The organism is Microbacterium sp. TPD7012 (assembly GCF_003075395.1).
GTDB lineage: Bacteria > Actinomycetota > Actinomycetes > Actinomycetales > Microbacteriaceae > Microbacterium.
On the sequence record NZ_QDFV01000002.1, the window covers coordinates 611,012 to 627,252 of the forward strand.

Annotated in this window: 13 protein-coding genes; 4 read left to right on the plus strand and 9 right to left on the minus strand. The window is 66.4% G+C overall.

From position 1 onward, the window contains the following. Positions 1-5 precede the first annotated feature (5 nt). Both DC434_RS06955 and DC434_RS06960 read left to right on the plus strand, forming a co-directional pair. Positions 6-1,136 (plus strand): nucleotidyltransferase family protein, encoded by a 1,131-nt coding sequence (locus tag DC434_RS06955; RefSeq protein WP_116634541.1) that lies wholly within the window; start codon positions 6-8, stop codon positions 1,134-1,136. Positions 1,137-1,197: 61 nt separating this feature from the next. After that, positions 1,198-3,042: a DUF4012 domain-containing protein gene (locus tag DC434_RS06960; RefSeq protein ID WP_116634542.1), complete on the plus strand. Its 1,845-nt coding sequence runs from the start codon at positions 1,198-1,200 to the stop codon at positions 3,040-3,042. A 52-nt stretch (positions 3,043-3,094) separates the two neighbouring features. Here DC434_RS06960 and DC434_RS06965 read toward each other — a convergent pair whose 3' ends face one another. The 3 genes from DC434_RS06965 to lepB form a co-directional block, all read right to left on the minus strand. Beyond that, positions 3,095-4,513: a hypothetical protein gene (locus DC434_RS06965; protein ID WP_133192786.1), complete on the minus strand. Its 1,419-nt coding sequence runs from the start codon at positions 4,511-4,513 to the stop codon at positions 3,095-3,097. 382 nt (positions 4,514-4,895) lie between these two features. Further along, positions 4,896-6,959 (minus strand): hypothetical protein, encoded by a 2,064-nt coding sequence (locus DC434_RS06970; protein WP_133192787.1) that lies wholly within the window; start codon positions 6,957-6,959, stop codon positions 4,896-4,898. 586 nt (positions 6,960-7,545) lie between these two features. Continuing rightward, positions 7,546-8,226, minus strand: coding sequence for a signal peptidase I (gene lepB, locus DC434_RS06980; protein WP_116634545.1), 681 nt, complete (start codon positions 8,224-8,226; stop codon positions 7,546-7,548). A 49-nt stretch (positions 8,227-8,275) separates the two neighbouring features. On the opposite strand from lepB, the gene DC434_RS06985 reads away from it, so the two are divergent. Beyond that, positions 8,276-9,346 carry an acyltransferase family protein gene (locus DC434_RS06985; protein WP_133192788.1) on the plus strand — a complete coding sequence of 357 codons (1,071 nt, stop codon included), beginning with the start codon at positions 8,276-8,278 and terminating at the stop codon, positions 9,344-9,346. A 12-nt stretch (positions 9,347-9,358) separates the two neighbouring features. Here the strand turns inward: DC434_RS06985 and DC434_RS06990 are convergent, their stop codons facing one another. The 3 genes from DC434_RS06990 to DC434_RS07000 all read right to left on the minus strand — a co-directional run bounded on the left by DC434_RS06990 (position 9,359) and on the right by DC434_RS07000 (position 12,039). Next, complete coding sequence (locus DC434_RS06990) at positions 9,359-10,351, minus strand: MauE/DoxX family redox-associated membrane protein (protein ID WP_116634547.1); 993 nt, start codon at positions 10,349-10,351, stop codon at positions 9,359-9,361. 90 nt (positions 10,352-10,441) lie between these two features. Further along, positions 10,442-10,945, minus strand: a complete 504-nt coding sequence (locus tag DC434_RS06995; protein ID WP_165807992.1) for a hypothetical protein — start codon at positions 10,943-10,945, stop codon at positions 10,442-10,444. Between the two features lie 197 nt (positions 10,946-11,142). Next, on the minus strand, positions 11,143-12,039 hold the full coding sequence (locus DC434_RS07000; protein ID WP_116634548.1) for a helix-turn-helix domain-containing protein: 897 nt from the start codon (positions 12,037-12,039) through the stop codon (positions 11,143-11,145). Positions 12,040-12,365: 326 nt separating this feature from the next. Between DC434_RS07000 and DC434_RS07005 the strand changes: the two genes are divergently transcribed. After that, entirely contained in the window at positions 12,366-13,454 is a 1,089-nt protein-coding gene (locus tag DC434_RS07005) for a PqqD family peptide modification chaperone (RefSeq protein ID WP_116634549.1), read from the plus strand. Here DC434_RS07005 and DC434_RS07010 read toward each other — a convergent pair. The 3 genes from DC434_RS07010 to DC434_RS07020 form a co-directional block, all read right to left on the minus strand. After that, positions 13,445-14,902: a polysaccharide biosynthesis tyrosine autokinase gene (locus DC434_RS07010; protein ID WP_116634550.1), complete on the minus strand. Its 1,458-nt coding sequence runs from the start codon at positions 14,900-14,902 to the stop codon at positions 13,445-13,447. The genes DC434_RS07005 and DC434_RS07010 overlap by 10 nt on opposite strands. 95 nt (positions 14,903-14,997) lie before the next feature. Beyond that, positions 14,998-15,744, minus strand: coding sequence for a low molecular weight phosphatase family protein (locus DC434_RS07015; protein ID WP_243408846.1), 747 nt, complete (start codon positions 15,742-15,744; stop codon positions 14,998-15,000). Beyond that, entirely contained in the window at positions 15,741-16,214 is a 474-nt protein-coding gene (locus DC434_RS07020; protein ID WP_116634551.1) for a VanZ family protein, read from the minus strand. Before DC434_RS07020 ends, DC434_RS07015 begins: the two co-directional genes overlap by 4 nt. Positions 16,215-16,241: the final 27 nt, after the last annotated feature.

Sequence of the window (16,241 nt, forward strand, 5' to 3'; positions counted from 1 at the left end):
CCGCGATGTCGCAGTGGGTGGCAACGGGGTATGGCGCCCTCGATCTTATGGAGAACGCAGCCGCTGGTGAAGGCTACGAAATCGCGGTGACGTCGGTCCACCCGGGTCCACCGATCCTGCTGTTCGGCGACGGTGCCAAGGTGTGGCGGGCGCTGGCATCGGGTGGTGTTCCGGCACCCGACGCGGAGGAGGGCGGCCTGGATATCCTTCACGACTTGCGCGACATGGGTCTGGCAGGGGAAGATCCGACGCACCCTACGCGCCTCACAGGAGTGTCTCGTCCGTGGCTCACGTCATTCACTCACGAATTGGTGTACGCGCTGCTGCAGAATGTCGCGAGCAAGGCAGGCATAGAGCTTGTCTTTATCAAGGGGCCGACTCTGCACGCTCAGGGGCTCCGGGAGCGTGAGCACTCAGGGGATGTGGACTGCTGGGTGTCGCCGGGTGATGACGTTCGCCTAGCCGACGCAATGCGGCCGTGGGGCTGGACGCCTCTAATGCTCCCCTTCACCGGAACGACCATCACTCATTCACTCACTCTTGTCCCCGGAGAATGGGGCTGCGCTGTCGACGTACACACATCGTTCCCCGGTATGCGGAGCCGTCCTGCGGATGCGTTTCGCTCGTTGCTCGAAGACTCACAACCGCGTTCGTTCGCGGGTGTGAGGGCACTCACGCCGTCTCGTGAGGCTCACGCAGTGCTGTCGGCGCTTCACGATGTGCGTCCATACAACGGCGTGGCGCCCACCGACCACGACATCGCGAAAGCCGCGACCGTATTACACAAGGCTGGATCGGGAGTGATGACGGTTGTCGACCGATTCGATGCTGGCTACGTTCTCCGCGCGCCCCTTGCTCGTGCCTTCGGTGACGATGCCGCCCACCGGTACTCGTCCGCTCTACCCCCGGCGGACTGGGCCATGCGAACGGAAGCCGCGTCCTCTATTCGTCACTTCAAGGCGCTGAAATTTGTCCCGATGCGCCACCGTCTCAGAGCACTCACCCGTTTGGTTTGGCCGACCACTGAGACCATGCGCATCTCGATGGGAAACGCTCAAGCTGGCCGTCGAGCGATCCTCGTCGCTCGTGTGCGCCGCGTCGGTCAGAGCATCAAGAAATTGGCGACGGGGCGTTGATACTACGGTGTTTACCGCCTCTCAGCAGATTCGGTGCAGCCATACGCTTGAATAGGATGCGATGAGCGACATGCCCCAGACGCGCGCCAGCCGGCGCACAGACATCGACCGAAAAGAGCCCCGGCGTAGCCGTCGACGACGCGTCATCTGGGTTATCGGCGGGCTTCTGGGGCTGCTCGCGGCTGCGGTCGTCGTGTTGTCCGCGCTAGCCGTATCGAAGGCACTGACGGTCCGCGATTCCCTGACGCCTGCGGTGCCAATCGCCAGCGGGATGCCGGCGAAAGTGCTCGCGGGTGACCTTGAGGGAGCGGCGGCCGATGCGGCGTCCCTGAAAGAGCTCTCAGCCCGCGCAGTTGCGACGACGGCGGAAGCGGACTGGCGTCTGGCGGAGTGGATACCGGTCGTGGGACAGAACCTCGCTGCTGTCCGTGCCGCGGCTGAAAGCGTGGACGAGGTCGCGGACTTCTCGCTGAAATCCCTACCGAGTCTGGACCTCACAGCGTTCCGCCCCGTTGACGGAGCCGTCGATCTCTCAGCGATCCATCGTCTAGAAGGAGTCGTCACGTCGGGAGCCGCCACCTTCGCGGCGGTCAGCGCACGGCTTGATTCCACAGATCAGACTTTCCTCCTTCCCCAAGTTACAGAAGCACTCTCCACTTTGAGGGACGCAGTCGCCGGGGTCGACGAGTCTCTGGGTGCTCTTTCCCCCATCCTCAAGGTGCTTCCAGCTGCCCTTGGTGAGGAGGCTCCGCGAACCTACCTGCTGATGTTCCAGGGCAACTCTGAGCTACGCGCGTCCGGCGGAAACCCCGCAGCGCTCGCTCTCGTTACCGCGACGGGTGGGCGGATCGAGCTCACCACTCAAGCGACGAGTGTGCAGTTCGCGAACGCCCGTGAGGAGAGTATCGCTCCTCTCGATGCAGAGACAGAGCACATCTATTCGGACATCATCGGTCGCTGGATCCCTAATATGACCGCCACGCCAGATTTCCCGACGACTGTGGAGATCATGCGCGCTTGGTGGGCCGATGAGGGACTTCCGCCGTTCGACGACGTGATCTCAACCGATCCGGTCGCCCTCGCATACATCCTGAAGGCAACGGGCCCGATCCCGCTCCAGACGGGCGAAATCCTCACGAGCGAGAACGCGGTTCCCTTGCTCCTCAACGAGGTTTACTTCAAGTATGGAGACGGGACGGATCAGAACCCCCAGGACCTCTTCTTCGCCTCAGCCGCGGCCCAGATCTTCTCGAAGATCACATCGGGTGTCGAAAATCCTTTGGCCTTTGTTGACGCGCTCGTGAAGGCGAGTGACGAAGGCCGGATGAAGATCTGGTCGTCGAACCCGACTCTTGAAGCGATGATGGCGGGAAGCAAGCTTTCCGGCACGCTTCCCGCGACGAACGAGGACAAAACGGTCGCCGGAGTCTTCTTCAACGACACGACCGGGGCTAAGACGGACTACTACGCGGACGCCTCCGTGGTTGCGACTACGGATCAGTGCACCACGACAGGCATCGCCCCGACGTTCACGCAAACCATCACGTTCGCCAACAACATCACACCTGAGCAGGCAGATAACCTGCCGTACTTCATCACCGGTCCGCATTACGACCCGGGCAGTCTCGCGACCGATGTCGTCATCTACTCGCCCGTGGGCGCAGCTATCGAGTCGTGGGAGGTCGGTGGGGCTCAAAGCGCCACTCTCGTGTCTCAAGGGACCCACCTGGGGCGCTCGGTTGCCCGTATCAGTGTCCTGAACACTCCGCAAACGGCGTCGACGATCACTGTGGTGATGAAGGGGGCCGAAGGCACGACGGGAGCCGACTACGGCGCCTATGACGTGTGGACGACACCGATGGTGCGTGAGACGCCTATCGCAGTTGAAGCGCCCGGCTGCGGCTGATCAACTCAAGTCTGATCCCCCGCCAGCCGCCGAACGGCGGTGGGGGCTTTCGTCATTGCCGGCGTCGTGCGCTGGCACTGGCGAGCTTGGATGGCGGGAAGTGAATGGTGAGGGGCGGGGAGTCCGGTTCGACGTCTCGCGGATACAACGCAAGGAGGAGGATGAGGAGACCGAAGCCGTAGCTGAGGAGGGCACTGAACGGGCTCGCGTTCGCCAGTGAGAACACGGGCAGGAGCCCGGCCGGGACGACGATTGCGGTGGGGAGCCCGCGGCCAGCGCTGTCGACAAGGAATAGCAGCACGACGAGGAAGGCTGCTTCGATGACGATGCCCATGAAGCCGAGGTTCGCGTAGCCGTCAGCGAACAGGCTGGCGTTGAGTTGCACGTCGGGCCGGTTCAGCATGACCTGGGCGACGTGGAAACCGGGCGATGTGTCGTACGGGGCGTCGACGAACGGCGCGAGGAATGAGTAGTCCCAGAGCGCCCACGCCCCCTCGTCGTACACCTCGCGATAGAAGGGCATGAGGTACCCAGCGGTCATGAAGGTGCGCGCGACGAGGACATCGACGACGCCGATGGACACGGCGCGGTCGATGGCGATGGCGAGCCATGCGAGGGCGGCGGCCCCAAAGACGACCATCGCTCCGAGGATGCTGGTGCGCTTCCGAAGCAGGAACACCAGCAGGAGGCATAGCGGGATCGAAATGAGGACAGTCTTGTATCCAGTCGTGGAGTAAATGAGCAGCTGCCCGACCACTCCGAGCCCGAACAGCCAGTACCTCCGCTTGAGCAACCCGAATGCCATGAGGAACGGGTTGATAACGTTGCCCTGGTTGGTGATCAGGTAGCCCAGTAGAGGCACCGTGGGAATGACCTCGTCGCGGTATGAGAGCCGAGTGTCGTAGATCTCGAACACGGACACGAGGTTGAACGTAATACCGAAGACGGCCGCGAGATAGACGTACGTGACGAGGGAGATGACCGACACTAGTGCCCAGAGCAGGCCAGGCTTGCTCGTCTTGATCGGGACAAGCGGTGCAGCTTTGCGGCGCAGTATTAAGGCGACGGCGATCCACACGATCGAGCAGAAGATCGCGAAGGTGAAGGTGTCCTCGGGGGTGCGGTTACCCCCGTATTGGGGCAGCGTGGTGACCGGCACGAGCAGTGCGGCGTATAGGAACCAGACCGCGTAACCGGAGAACCGTTCCACGCGGTACGGGAGGAACGCGGCAGCGCCGAGCAGCAGCGCATACGAGATGAGCATCCAGCCCGGGTCCGGCTGGTGATAGATCCAGCCGAGGTACCCGAATCGAGGTGCCATGAATTGCGAGTAGGTGACCTCGAGGGCGGCGATGTAGACCCAGAGGGAGACCGAGAACAACACGAACACCGACAGGTGCCGCATAAGGGAAACCCGTTTGGCCTGCGAGTGGAGGTCGTCCATCGCGCGAGCTGTTCGCGTGTGAGACATGAGCTTGATTCTATGGGGCGGACCGCGACTATCTGTTGTCGCGCGGTGCCATCCACCGCGTCACTGAGTTGCGGATTGCGCGTTCGCGGCGTATCACGGCGACGAAATCTGCGATTCCCATTCTGACAGCCACCAGCGACACTAGGACTATGATGCCGACCAGGGTGGGCGACTCGGTCCGGGTGGCGAGACCTATACGTGCATGCACCCAGGCGATAGCGGCGGGCAGGATGCGTGTTCAGAGAGCGCCGGGTGCTTCCCTACTACGAAACCCCGACCCTTTCCTCGGGCCAGGTCGGGGTTTCTTATCGTAAGCTACAACTCTTGCGTAGGCGTTCCGCCATGGGTCACGATTCCCCGCCGTCCAAGTTCGAACGTTACCTCAGGCGAAGAGGACCGAAGTAGAATTGCCGGGTTCACCCACCCATAGTGCGCCCGCCGTGTCGCCGTTAAACCCCTGTCCTGGCTGTGTGGTGTTCTTTTCCAGCACAGGTGAGGGGCTTACGACGATACGTCGTCCGGTGGCGGCGGCGGACCGGAGCTGAATCTGAACACGCGCTCCCTCGGTGAGTGCCGCAGTGACAGGGATAGCCGCGGTCAGCCGCTTCGTTTCACCGGGATTGATCGTCGTGATCGGTCCAACCACGGAGTTCGTCACCGACGGTGTGGACGAGACGTTACGGTATCCGAGAACGACGGCCGCAAGCGTGACAGCTGGGTAGCCCGCCGGGACCGTGACCTCCACCGAGGCGGCCAAGGGAACACCCGGTCCAACCGCAATCGGAGTGGTGTTGTAGACGATCGGGTTGAAGGTTGTGGCGGTGTCGAGTAAATCGATGACGCCGTTAGGACCGCCCGTGCCCGCTGCGGGGAGGATCGTCCACCCGTCCCATGTGTCGAGTCGTGATTTCGGAAGCATATTGAGGCGGTAAGCCGCCGCCATGAGCGGCGCGACGCCCGGTGCAGGGCTCACGGCGTAGACCGTGTTTCCAAGCGCAGCCGTTCCCGGATAAGACTGGTGCGACGCCTCCACAAAGCAGTCGTGGAGAAGGTTGCCAGACGCGCTGAGCGTATAAGGGGTTTCTCCAACGTTGAGCGTGAAGCTGGTGAACTCATTGCCTACCGAGCCCTGACCCGCCGAGGAGCCCTGACTGTTGTTGGAGCAGTTGATGCCGATTTTCGGCGACTTCAGACGACCACCGAGGAAACGGTTGTACCGACCAGAAACGACGTTCAAAACACCGGTCGCGGACTGGGTGACATCGATGTTGATGGTCACGAAGGTGTTGTGCGAATTGGGGGCGTCCCATCCTTCCTCGTTGATCGAGGTCCGGTCGTCGAGGTAGACACCCACCCACGAGTGGCCGGTGACAGTGATGTCCTCGAAGTGATTCTGCTCACAACCCTGGTATAGCCAGAACGCGGACCCCTTAAATGCGGCGGGGACTGAACTGTCGTGAAGGTGGATGCGCCGCCCGAGATTGTAGGCGGAGCCGCGGGAGAACATCATGCCGCCGGTTTCTCCGTTCACGATACGGAGGTCATACTCGCCCCAGGCTGAGAGCTGGACGAGCACCGCGTAGACGCTCGCGGGAGCGCCGTTGACGGGCTTATTACCGTCGATCGTGGGGAAACCGATGATTCCAGACCTGACGGTCCCGAACGTGAGAGCCACACCAGTCGCCGTCGCTTGAGCCGGCCGGTCAAGAGCGATGACATCGCCGGATATTCCTACGATGGTTGCGTAGAGTCGACGCGCAACACCAATGGGGGCCGTGGCCGTATGCGCGGCAGGCGTCGTGCCGAAAGCTCCGCGCGAGACACCCGTCAACGCGCCAGCGGTGCGCCCGGTGAAGGTGATCAACTCGTCATCGATGATCAAAGTACCGGCGGCTGCAAGGCCGGTGACATTGATCAGCGTCAGGTCAGTGCTGGTCGCGTCCACCGCTCCGGACAGACGGCTCTGCTGTGAGTCAAGCAGTCCTCCGGCGGCGAAGATCGCTACCCGCGCACCAATCTCGATCCCTGCCACACCGCCAAGGGTCACAGTCACATCCCGGGACCCCTTCACGGCCGATGCCGTGCGTGAGCTGAGCCGAGTGGTGATTACGTTCGGCGCGAGGCCATCGGGAGACTGAATCGTGACACCAGGGATATCGAGCACGACCCGGGAATCCAACACGATGCCCTTAGCGAGGTACACACCCGGAGGGGCACTTACCCGCCCGCCACCGGCTGCGACGGCAGCATCGTTCGCAGCCTGGAATGCGTCCCGGTTGACCGTCCAAGACGCGGCAGGGTCCGCACCATAGTCGGCGGCGGAGAACGTGCCCAAGGCCGCCGCTGACAGCTCGTCATTGAGACGGATGCGCACCGCCTCGTCGAACTGCGTACGAGCAGGGTCTTCGGGCGAGGTCAAAGGCGGTATCGGGATAGTTGTGGGCAAGAGCTTCTCCTCGGTTCATTTCATTGCTTCTGTGCAGCGCGGCTGCAGCCTAGTCGCGACCCTAGCGATGCCTTTCGACATTCCAGCCGTGATCCTTACTATCGTCACCGAACGTCGTTGCCGCGGGCCTGTCTGACAAAGACTCGCTCGTGCGTCGCCCCAGAACGCCATCGCTGTGCGTGAGCACGCCGAGTTACCGTGCGCTGGCGCCTCGAACTTTTCCGGCCGAGCAGGATCCCAGGCCTGGGAGCTCACGGAGTGCAGCACTTAGAACCATCGTCCAGGCGTACGCCCTCCACTCTCTAGGTTGATCAATCATGAAGCTCATAAGCGTCGTCGGTGCTCGCCCGCAGTTTCGTCAGGTTGGCTCCCATCCATAAGGTGGGGCGAGCGGCTGGGGCGGATCACACCATCGTGCACACCGGCCAACGCTACGATCCGATGCTCCGTGCGTTAGCGTGAGTCACGAAGACATCCGTGTTCAGAGTCTGAGTGTGGTAGCCCACATCCTGCTCAGAGGTCTTCGCTAACTCACGCGTTCATAACGTCCCGACGAATAACAACTCGCGCGCTTCGAGCCCGCTTCTCACGGTCCGCCCCAGCGCGACACGGGCCAGAGGATCGGCCCGGCCTTGCCGAACACCGAGTCCCGCTGCATCCAGCGCCAGCATCCGTCGTCCGGGTCGGCGACACCGCGGCACAGGAACACGGAATCCGCGGAATTCGCCCTGTTGTCGCCCAGCACCAGGTACGAATTCTCAGGCACCGTCACCTCGGCGAAGCACCGCGTCGACAGGGGTGTGGTGTCGCAGTCGAGCTCGCCGCTGACGAACGGCAGGTCCTTCACGACGTAGGGCTCGTCGAGCGGCTCGCCGTCGACGAGGACCCGCCCCTCGGCATCGCAGCACTCGACCGTCTGCCCCTCGCCCGCGATGACCCTCTTCACGAGCACATAGGGGCGGATGCCGGTGGTCTCGCCGATCCACTGCAGCGCTCCGGTCGCCCAGTTGCCGGCTGCGGGCTTCTCGCCCCAGCTGTCGTCGGGCCGGAACACGACGATGTCGCCGGGAGCGGGGTCGGAGCCGAGGAACGCGAGCCTGTTCACGACGATCCGATCTCCGGGCTCGAGCGTCGGAGACATCGAGCCGGACGAGGGCTGCCCGAGGAACGCGACGATGATGGCCGTGAGCGCCAGCGCGAGGGCGACGTTGAGCCACACTCCGCCGATTCTGCGGCGACGAGGAGCAGGGGATTCTGCGGTCGTCATCTCGGTCTCCAGGTCGCGCGCACGGGGGTCCAGCCAATACTGTCAGGGAATGGACCAATATTCTGCGAGTGCGGCGACGCACGCGCCGGAGGCCCGCGCGCGGCTCCGGTCTGCACCGAGTCGCCTTCTCATTCCTGATGTCCTGCGCGGCTTCGCGATCATCGCGATGCTCATCGCCCACGCGGCATCCTTCGTGCCGAACGCCCCGTGGGCCGTCAAGTTCATCACGGCGAACTTCAGCGACGTCGCGTCGCCCCTGTTCGCGCTCGTGATGGGGATGTCGGCGGAGCTGGTGTGGCGGCGCGGAGGACGCGTGGGGACGACGCTGCTCCAGCAGACGCTCCGGGGCCTCTTCCTCGTCGTCCTGGGCGTCTGGATGGCCTCCTGGGGCTCGTGGGTGGCCGTGGTGCTCGCCTACCTCGGTCTGCTCATCATCATCGGGGCGCCGATCCTGCTCGCCCGTACGCCCGTCGTGATCGCCGTGACCGTCGTGATCCTCGTCGTGAGCCAGCCCCTGCTCGCCCTCGCCCGCACCTGGGTGTGGGCCTACACGAGCGGCGACCCGGTGCGAGAGGTCATGACCTGGCTGTTCCTCGGCCCCCAGTATCGGGTCGTCAACCTGCTGCCGATGTTCCTCATCGGCGCGCTGCTCATCCGTCACGGCCTCAAGCGGGATCGCCTGCTCTGGGTGCTCGCTGCAGCGGCGCCGCTGGCATACCTGGCCTGGGGTGTCGGCCAGCGTCTCGGCACGGTGCAGTCGGGCGACTACCTCGACACCCTCAAGGACTTCGGTCTCGTCTTCGCCGTCTACGTCTGCGTGGTCCTCGCGGCGACCGTCCGTCGGGAGCGCGCGCAGCGCGTCTGGGGCGCGATCTTCGTCCCGCTCCGCGCCTGCGGCCAGGTCGCGCTTTCGCTCTACCTGCTGCACGTCGGGCTCATCGCGCTCTGGAACAACGCCTACGGTCGTCCTGCCGAGAACTTCTATCCGGGCTGGCTCGTCATCGTGCCCGGCATGATCCTCATCGGATGGCTGTGGTGGCGCTTCGTCGGCACCGGGCCCGTCGAATGGGTCATGGGCTGGCTCACGGGTCGACCGAAGGCGATCCGCCGCACGGCGTAGACCCGCGGCGGCTCACGCCGGCGGGGCGGTCGCGAGGGCGCGGATGCTGTCGATGAGCAGCGCCGTCTCGTCGCTGCCGACCGCGAGGGGACCGGCCTGCAGCCCGTCGGTGCCGATCAGGGCGGCCACCGGGGTCGCCCGGCCTGTGCCCAGACTCGCGCTCAGCGATCCGCCGACGTCGAGCGCGAAGCGCGCGGCCTGGGGGAGGGCGTGGGCCGAGGCGGTGCCCGCAGCCCCCGACGCGGCCCTCTGCACGACGTAGAGGTCGACGAGCCCGTTCAGGTCGTCTTCGGCCGCTGTGAGGGCCGTCAGAGCGGTCTCGCAGGCGTGGCAGCCCGGCGAGACGAACACCAGCAGGCGGGCGCGGGAGCCTGCGGCGAGCAGATCGACGATCTCGCCCGTCTCCGGCACGACGACCGCACCCGCTCCGCGGTCAGCGGGCGATGAGGCAGCCGGGGTCGTCGTGGAGGCGCGGACGGTCGCCCAGGTGGCCACCGCGATCAGCGCCGCGGCCGCGAGCGCTCCGACCGCCGGCACGACCGACGACGGCGACGAGAGGGCGAGCGGCACCCCGACGGGCCCGCCGAGGAGCGTCTGAACGAGGATCGACGACGCCAGCACGGCGGAGGCCGCGATGGTCAGCATCACGTTGCGCAGGATCAGTCGCGGACCGATCGCGGACGGGATCCACTCGCCGAAGCATCCGCAGTCATCGGTGGCGCCCTTCCGGTGAGCCCGGACGACGACGATGAGGAGACCGGCCGTGAGGACGAACGCGCCGGCGGCGAAACCGACGAAGAGCCATCCCCCGGTGGCGACGAGTCCGACGGCGACCACGGCTTCCGCAGCGATCAGGGCGACGGCAGCGGCATCCGGGTGGCGTACCGGGATCTGCAGGGCGGCGAACGACGCGCTCCCGCGGTCGGCGGACCGGAGCTTGCCGAGGGCGCTCACGGCGAACACCAGGGCGAGGAACACCGTCAGGGGGACGACGAATGCGTGCATGACTTCATCTTGGCGGATCAGCAGAGCGGCCGGACCCCGAAGGATCCGGCCGCTCTGGTGGTCTGACTTCTCAGATCCTCTGGTGCCCGATCAGGTGGCCGAGCAGAGGATGAGGGTCGAGCTCACCGAACCGGCAGGCTTGCCACCGGTGCCGGTGTAACCGGCGGGGAGCGTGGTCGTCGCGTTCAGCGTGAACGCGACCGAGATCGAAAGCGTGGTGCGGAAGGCGATGGTGCCGCCAGCCGGGACCGGAGCGCTCAGGACGATCTGGGTGCTCGTGGGCGACAGGACGTTGACGGCAGCCGTGCCGCCCGTGACGCTGAAGACACCGATGTTGGCGATGCCGCCGCCGGTGATGGTGACCGTGGTACCCGCCGGGATCGGCTCGGTGGCACTGGCTTCGAGCGTGAACCCAGGGCCCAGGACGCCGAGGACTCCACAGGAGCCGTCGAGCGCGAAGGCTCCGATGTCTCCGCCGGATGCCGCTGCGAGCGGCGTTGCGACGGCAGCCGCGATCACCGGCACCGACCATGCGGCGCCCTTGACGACGGTGCGGCGCGAGAAGCCGCTGTTCTTCTGGATTTCTTCGGTCACGTGAGTGCCCTCCCTCATAGATGCAGATACGGTTCCCCGTTGTGTCGCGAAGAGGCGACACGTTCGTCTGCATCCCCCAGGAGCCTCTTCGTAGGCATCAACGTAGGCGGGGGAGAACGGCCGAGAACATCGAATGGAGGAAGTCAGCGCATTGTGCGCCGAACCTGCGCGATCTGAGCGAAAAGACCGATTTCGAGCTACGCGCGACGACGTGCGCGGAGGGCGCGCGGCGTCGCCCGGTAAGCCTCGTCGAGGGCCCGGCGCAGGCTCATCGGCGACTGGAAACCGGAGCGCTGCGCGATCTGTTCGATGCTCAGCACGTCGTAGCGGCTGTCGACGAGCAGCGAGCGCGCGAGGCGTGCGCGCTGGCGGCGGATCTCTCCGGCGACGCTGTTCTCGGCCTCGGCGAAGACCAGCTGCAGCTGACGGAGCGAGGACTGCACCTCGCGGGCGACCTGCGTCGGCGTCAGGCTCGGATCCCCGCACTGCTGGGCGATCACCGCGATCGCACGGTCGCGCAGCACAGCGCGCGGCGAGCCCTGACCCGAGACGGCGCCGACCCGGTCCAGGAGGATCGCGCCGCCCATCTCCACGACCAGCTGCTCGACCGCGTAGCGCTCGATCGCGGTCGCCCGCTCGTCGGCTTCCAGCAGCCCCTCGACGAAGTCCTGCATCGCCCGGTCGAGCAGGCGACGTTCGGGGAAGATCCGGGCGTCGGTCGGCAGGGTCGAGACGAACGACGCCATCGCCGTGCGGGGCACCAGTGCGACGGTCGCGCTCCACGCGCCCTGACAGCGCAATCCGCGCGTGAGGCCGGGAGCGGCGATCACCATGCCGTTCTCGATCTGCAGCCACGGCTCGTCCTGCATCCTCGACCAGAGGGCCTCGGCCTGGATGAAGGCGAAGACCGCGTGCTCCGGGTGAGCGGTCAGCGTGTCGATCGCGACCTCGCTCGACGTGCCGCTCATGGTCAGCAGGATGACGGAGCCGGGAGTCCGTTCCCGAGCACGCAGGGAGGCCCGGTCACCGACCGGCCGGATGCCGTGATCGATCAGCTCCTGCGGACCGATCTCCCTCACGTTGCCGAGATCCACGCATCACCCTTCCGTGCGCCGAATGAACGCGCGCCAGACTGATCCGTGCTCGTCGACCCCCTCAGATCGACCCGCACTCTGGCTTCGCGTGGTCGATACGCTACCGTCTCGAAGACCGTCGCGGTGACCGTTACTCCGCTTTTCTTCTGGAGTCAGAGGATTTCTTCTCGCGAGGATTCCCCTGTCCTGGATACCGTCACGCTATGACGAGCAGCGGAATTCGAACATCGAAGTGAAGAACACTGCGCAGATTGTTTGTTAAATGCGCGCGATGTGTTCTTTCGTGCGTTCGATGAGGGCTCCATCCCGGTCGATAGGCTGTTCCCATGCCTGATCGCTTTCTCGTCAGCGCGGTCGGTGCCGTCGTCGATGTCGATGTCTCGAGTCGTGATGCGGAGTTCCGGATCCGTGCCCATGAGGCATGGGCGGATGCCTGGTACGAGGGAGCTCGGACGCCGGACGTGATCGTCGCGGTGCGTGACGGACTCGAAGACGACGCAGCGCTCTCGATGCTCTCGACCGACGTGACGATCGCCGCCCTCGCGCACCGTCGCGCCGATCCGGTGTGGATGCTGCACGCGGCCGGCCTCGCCGACGAGAGCGGTCGCGTCGTCGTGCTCAGCGCGCCGTCGGGCACAGGCAAGACCACGGCTGCACGGCACCTGTCCCGGCGGTACGCGTATGTGAGCGATGAGACGATCGCGATCGCCCCCGACGGCGGTGTCGAACCGTATCGGAAGCCGCTGTCGATCATCGAGGCGCACTCGACCCATAAGGCGCAGGTGGCGCTGTCGAGTCTCGACGGAGGGCGTCCGCTCCCGTCCTCGCTGCGCGTCGCGAAGATCGTCGTGATCGATCGGTCAGCGGACGGCCCTGAGCAGCCGTCGCTCGAGGAGCTCGACGTCGCGGAGGCCCTCGAGCTGCTCGGACCCCAGACCAGCTACCTGTGCGACGGAGAGGCCCCGCTGCAGCGGATCGCGGCCCTTCTCGAGGCCACCGGCGGCGCTGTGCGGCTGCGGTATCGCGAGGTCGCCGATATCGATCCGATCATCGAGCGTCTGCTGCGCACCGAGCTCCGCCCGGTGGACGCGGTCTCACCCCGTCCGACGGCATCCGATGGCGCGCCGACGCGCGCCGACGCGTTCGCGCGCGCGGCGACGGCCGACGAGCTCGACCTCGGCGGTCGCATCGCGATCCTGCAGCGGACGCCGACGGGAGGACAGGTCCACGTGCTCGACGGCATCGGGCCGTCCCTGTGGGCGGCGGCGCACGGCCACACCCTCGCGGAGATCGTCGAGGCGGTCGTCAGCGCGCACGGCGAGCCCGAGACCGGCGACGCGCGCTCGATCGTGCAGGCAGCTCTCCAGGAGCTGGTCGAGGACGGGCTCCTGCAGGCGCCGACGGCTCAGACCTGAGCGGCGCCGCGACGACGCACGCCCGGCTCCGGGGTCTCCGCCTCGGTGTCCTCTTCCTTCTGCGCGTACCGCTCGTACGCGCCGTAGTACTCGCGGCCGTAGTACGCCGACTCGGCGCCCTTGCGGGGGACGCGGTTCAGGACGACGCCGAGCACACGACCCGTCGTGCGGGTGATGTTCTCGATGGCGCGCTGCAGCATGTCGAAGGTGGTCTTCCCCGACGACACGACGATCAGCACGCCGTCCGCGCCGGCGGCGAGCACGGCGGCATCCGTCACCGGCAGCACCGGAGGGGAGTCGAGGATCACGATCGCGGACTTGCTGATCTCCGCCAGGAAGTCGCGCATGCGGTGCGAGCCGAGCAGCTCGCTCGGGTTCGGCGGGATGCGCCCAGCCCCCACGACGGCCAGCGGCACGTCGCGCGACGGGCGGTGCGCGACATCCTGCAGGTCGGCACGCCCGGCGAGAACGTCGGTGAGGCCGACATCCTTGGACATCCCGAAGATGTCGGCGATGACCGGGCGACGCAGATCGCAGTCGATGAGGATCGCCCACTGGCCCGCGGCGGCGAGGCTCGAGGCGAGGTTGACCGACACGGTCGACTTGCCGTCGCCGGGCACCGAGCTGGTGACGACGATGACGCGCGGCGGATTGTCGACGTCGATGAACTGCAGATTCGTGCGCAGCTCGCGCATCGACTCGATCGTGTGGTGCGAGACGCCGTGCTGCGACTCCAGCGAGAAGTCGATCACCTGGCGCTCGTCGGACATCGACTTCTCGAGCGGGAGCGTGCCGATGACCGAGACGCCGGTCTCGCGCTCGATGTCGCGCGGGTGGCGGACCCGACGGTCGACCGTGTGGCGCACGAACGCGTACACGAGCCCGAGGGCGAGGCCGACGAGGGCGCCGATGATGAGGTTCAGGCGGGTGTTCGGAGACGAGGGCGCAGAGGGGAGCCGCGCGGAATCGCCCACCATGAGCGAGATCGCTGCGGGGGACGTCGTCGTCCCTCCCTCGAGCTTCTCGATCTCGATCGCCATGCCGTCGAGCCAGGCCTGAGCGAGCGCCTGCGCGGACTCGGGCGTCGAACCCGTCGCGGTCACCTTCAGGGCCGTCGTGTCGACGGGGTTCGTCACCGTGACGTGGTTGACGAGGACGTCGGGGGAGGTGTCGAGGTCGAGCTCGTCGATCGCGTGCTCGGCGACGGCGCGCCACGAGCCCAGGTTCAGGTACGACTTCACCCGGCTCTGGGCGAGCTGGTTGCCCACGAGGGCGCTGCCGCTCGTGCCGTCGCCGCCGACCGCGGTGACGATGCCGGTCGTGTCGGCCGAGTACACGCGAGGCTGGATGGCGCTCCACCCGAAGGCCGCGGCGGCTCCGATGATCGTGGCGACGATGATCACGATCCAGTGCGCGCGCAGAATGCGCACGTAGTCTCTGAGTTCCAACTCTTTATCCCCTCATGCATCCCGTGGGGAACTCGGGATGCAGATACGACATCGAGCATACGGTGAACCACCGCCTGCCGTGGGAAAGACGAGGCTCAGCCGAGTGCCGCGCGCACGATCCGCTCGACCTCGTCGAGCGCCGGAACCAATTGAGCGGCGGAGCGCGCATACGTCTCGCTGGAGCGTCGGTAGGGGTCGACCACGTCGTCGTCCTCGGCGGCCGACGGCGTCAGGCCGCGCTGGTCGGCGACGGCGCGGAGCACGGCGGCGAACCGATCCTGCGGCGATCCGCCGGCGGCATCCGCTGCGCGGCGCGCGTCTTCCGTGCTCAGGGTCGAGGCGAGGCGGGCGAACTCGCGGACCGTGAACGTGCGGCGCAGCCGATTGGGCATCATCTTGACCACGTGCGACCGGTGCTCACGAGCCATCGCGAGGACGAGGTCGGCGTCGCCGATGATCGGCTCGACGAGATAGCGGGCCTGGTGAGCGGCGGCGACCTGCGGATCCGCACCGGCCTTCAGCGCGAGGTCGAGGGCGGGCTCGGGCATGCCGTGGCCGACCAGGGCGTGCGTCCCGGCGCTGTGCACGCGGACGCCCAGCGGCTCGAGCCTGCCGCGCAGCAGCACCTCGGCCAGAGGGGAGCGGCAGATGTTCCCCGTGCAGACGGTGAGGATCGTGAGGCTCGCGCTCGGCTGCTCGGCGGACGGCGGGCCCCCGAGGAAGTCGGGCATGACCGGAGCTTCCGCCGGGGGAGCCTCGACCGCGGCGGCGGGCGCCTGGGATTCACGCCACTCCCGGCGGCTCATGCCGGCGGGCGGACCGTCCTGAGAATGCGCGTTCACGCCGTCAGCCTACGCGCAGGAGACGGTCGGCCGACGCCCGCGAGAGACAGGATGATCGTCACGATCAGCGCGCCGATCAGCGTGCCCGTGGTGTTCGCGATCACGTCCGACAGCGTCGGGAACCGCGAGGGCATCACCCCCTGCACGGTCTCGATGAGCACGCTCATCAGCGCGCCGATCAGCACGGTCTGCCACAGCCGCAGGCGCGGCCAGGCCAGTGCGAGGAGCAGGCCGACGGGCACGAAGAGCGCCACGTTGGCGAGGATCTCCAGCACGAAGGCGCTCCGCGAGTACGACGCGATCCCGGCATCCGCGACCCAGGTGGCGACGATGCCGACGAGACCCGTGACCTTGGCCGAGACCGTCGCGGGCAGCCACACCGTGAAGCCCACGAAGAGCAGGTAGCCGACCAGCAGCGCCCGCGCCACGACGGCGCCGGTGCGGGCGCGGACGACGGCAGGAGCGGACATGCCGCCATGCTAGCCACCGCAGCCGAC

Excerpts from the sequence above, each read along its gene's own strand:
- DC434_RS06955 (WP_116634541.1), top strand. The coding sequence starts at position 6 with ATGTCGCAGTGGGTGGCAACGGGGTATGGCGCCCTCGATCTTATGGAG.
- DC434_RS06960 (WP_116634542.1), top strand. The coding sequence starts at position 1,198 with ATGAGCGACATGCCCCAGACGCGCGCCAGCCGGCGCACAGACATCGAC.
- DC434_RS06965 (WP_133192786.1), bottom strand. The coding sequence starts at position 4,513 with ATGTCTCACACGCGAACAGCTCGCGCGATGGACGACCTCCACTCGCAG.
- lepB (WP_116634545.1), bottom strand. The coding sequence starts at position 8,226 with ATGACGACCGCAGAATCCCCTGCTCCTCGTCGCCGCAGAATCGGCGGA.
- DC434_RS06985 (WP_133192788.1), top strand. The coding sequence starts at position 8,276 with ATGGACCAATATTCTGCGAGTGCGGCGACGCACGCGCCGGAGGCCCGC.
- DC434_RS06990 (WP_116634547.1), bottom strand. The coding sequence starts at position 10,351 with ATGCACGCATTCGTCGTCCCCCTGACGGTGTTCCTCGCCCTGGTGTTC.
- DC434_RS07005 (WP_116634549.1), top strand. The coding sequence starts at position 12,366 with ATGCCTGATCGCTTTCTCGTCAGCGCGGTCGGTGCCGTCGTCGATGTC.
- DC434_RS07020 (WP_116634551.1), bottom strand. The coding sequence starts at position 16,214 with ATGTCCGCTCCTGCCGTCGTCCGCGCCCGCACCGGCGCCGTCGTGGCG.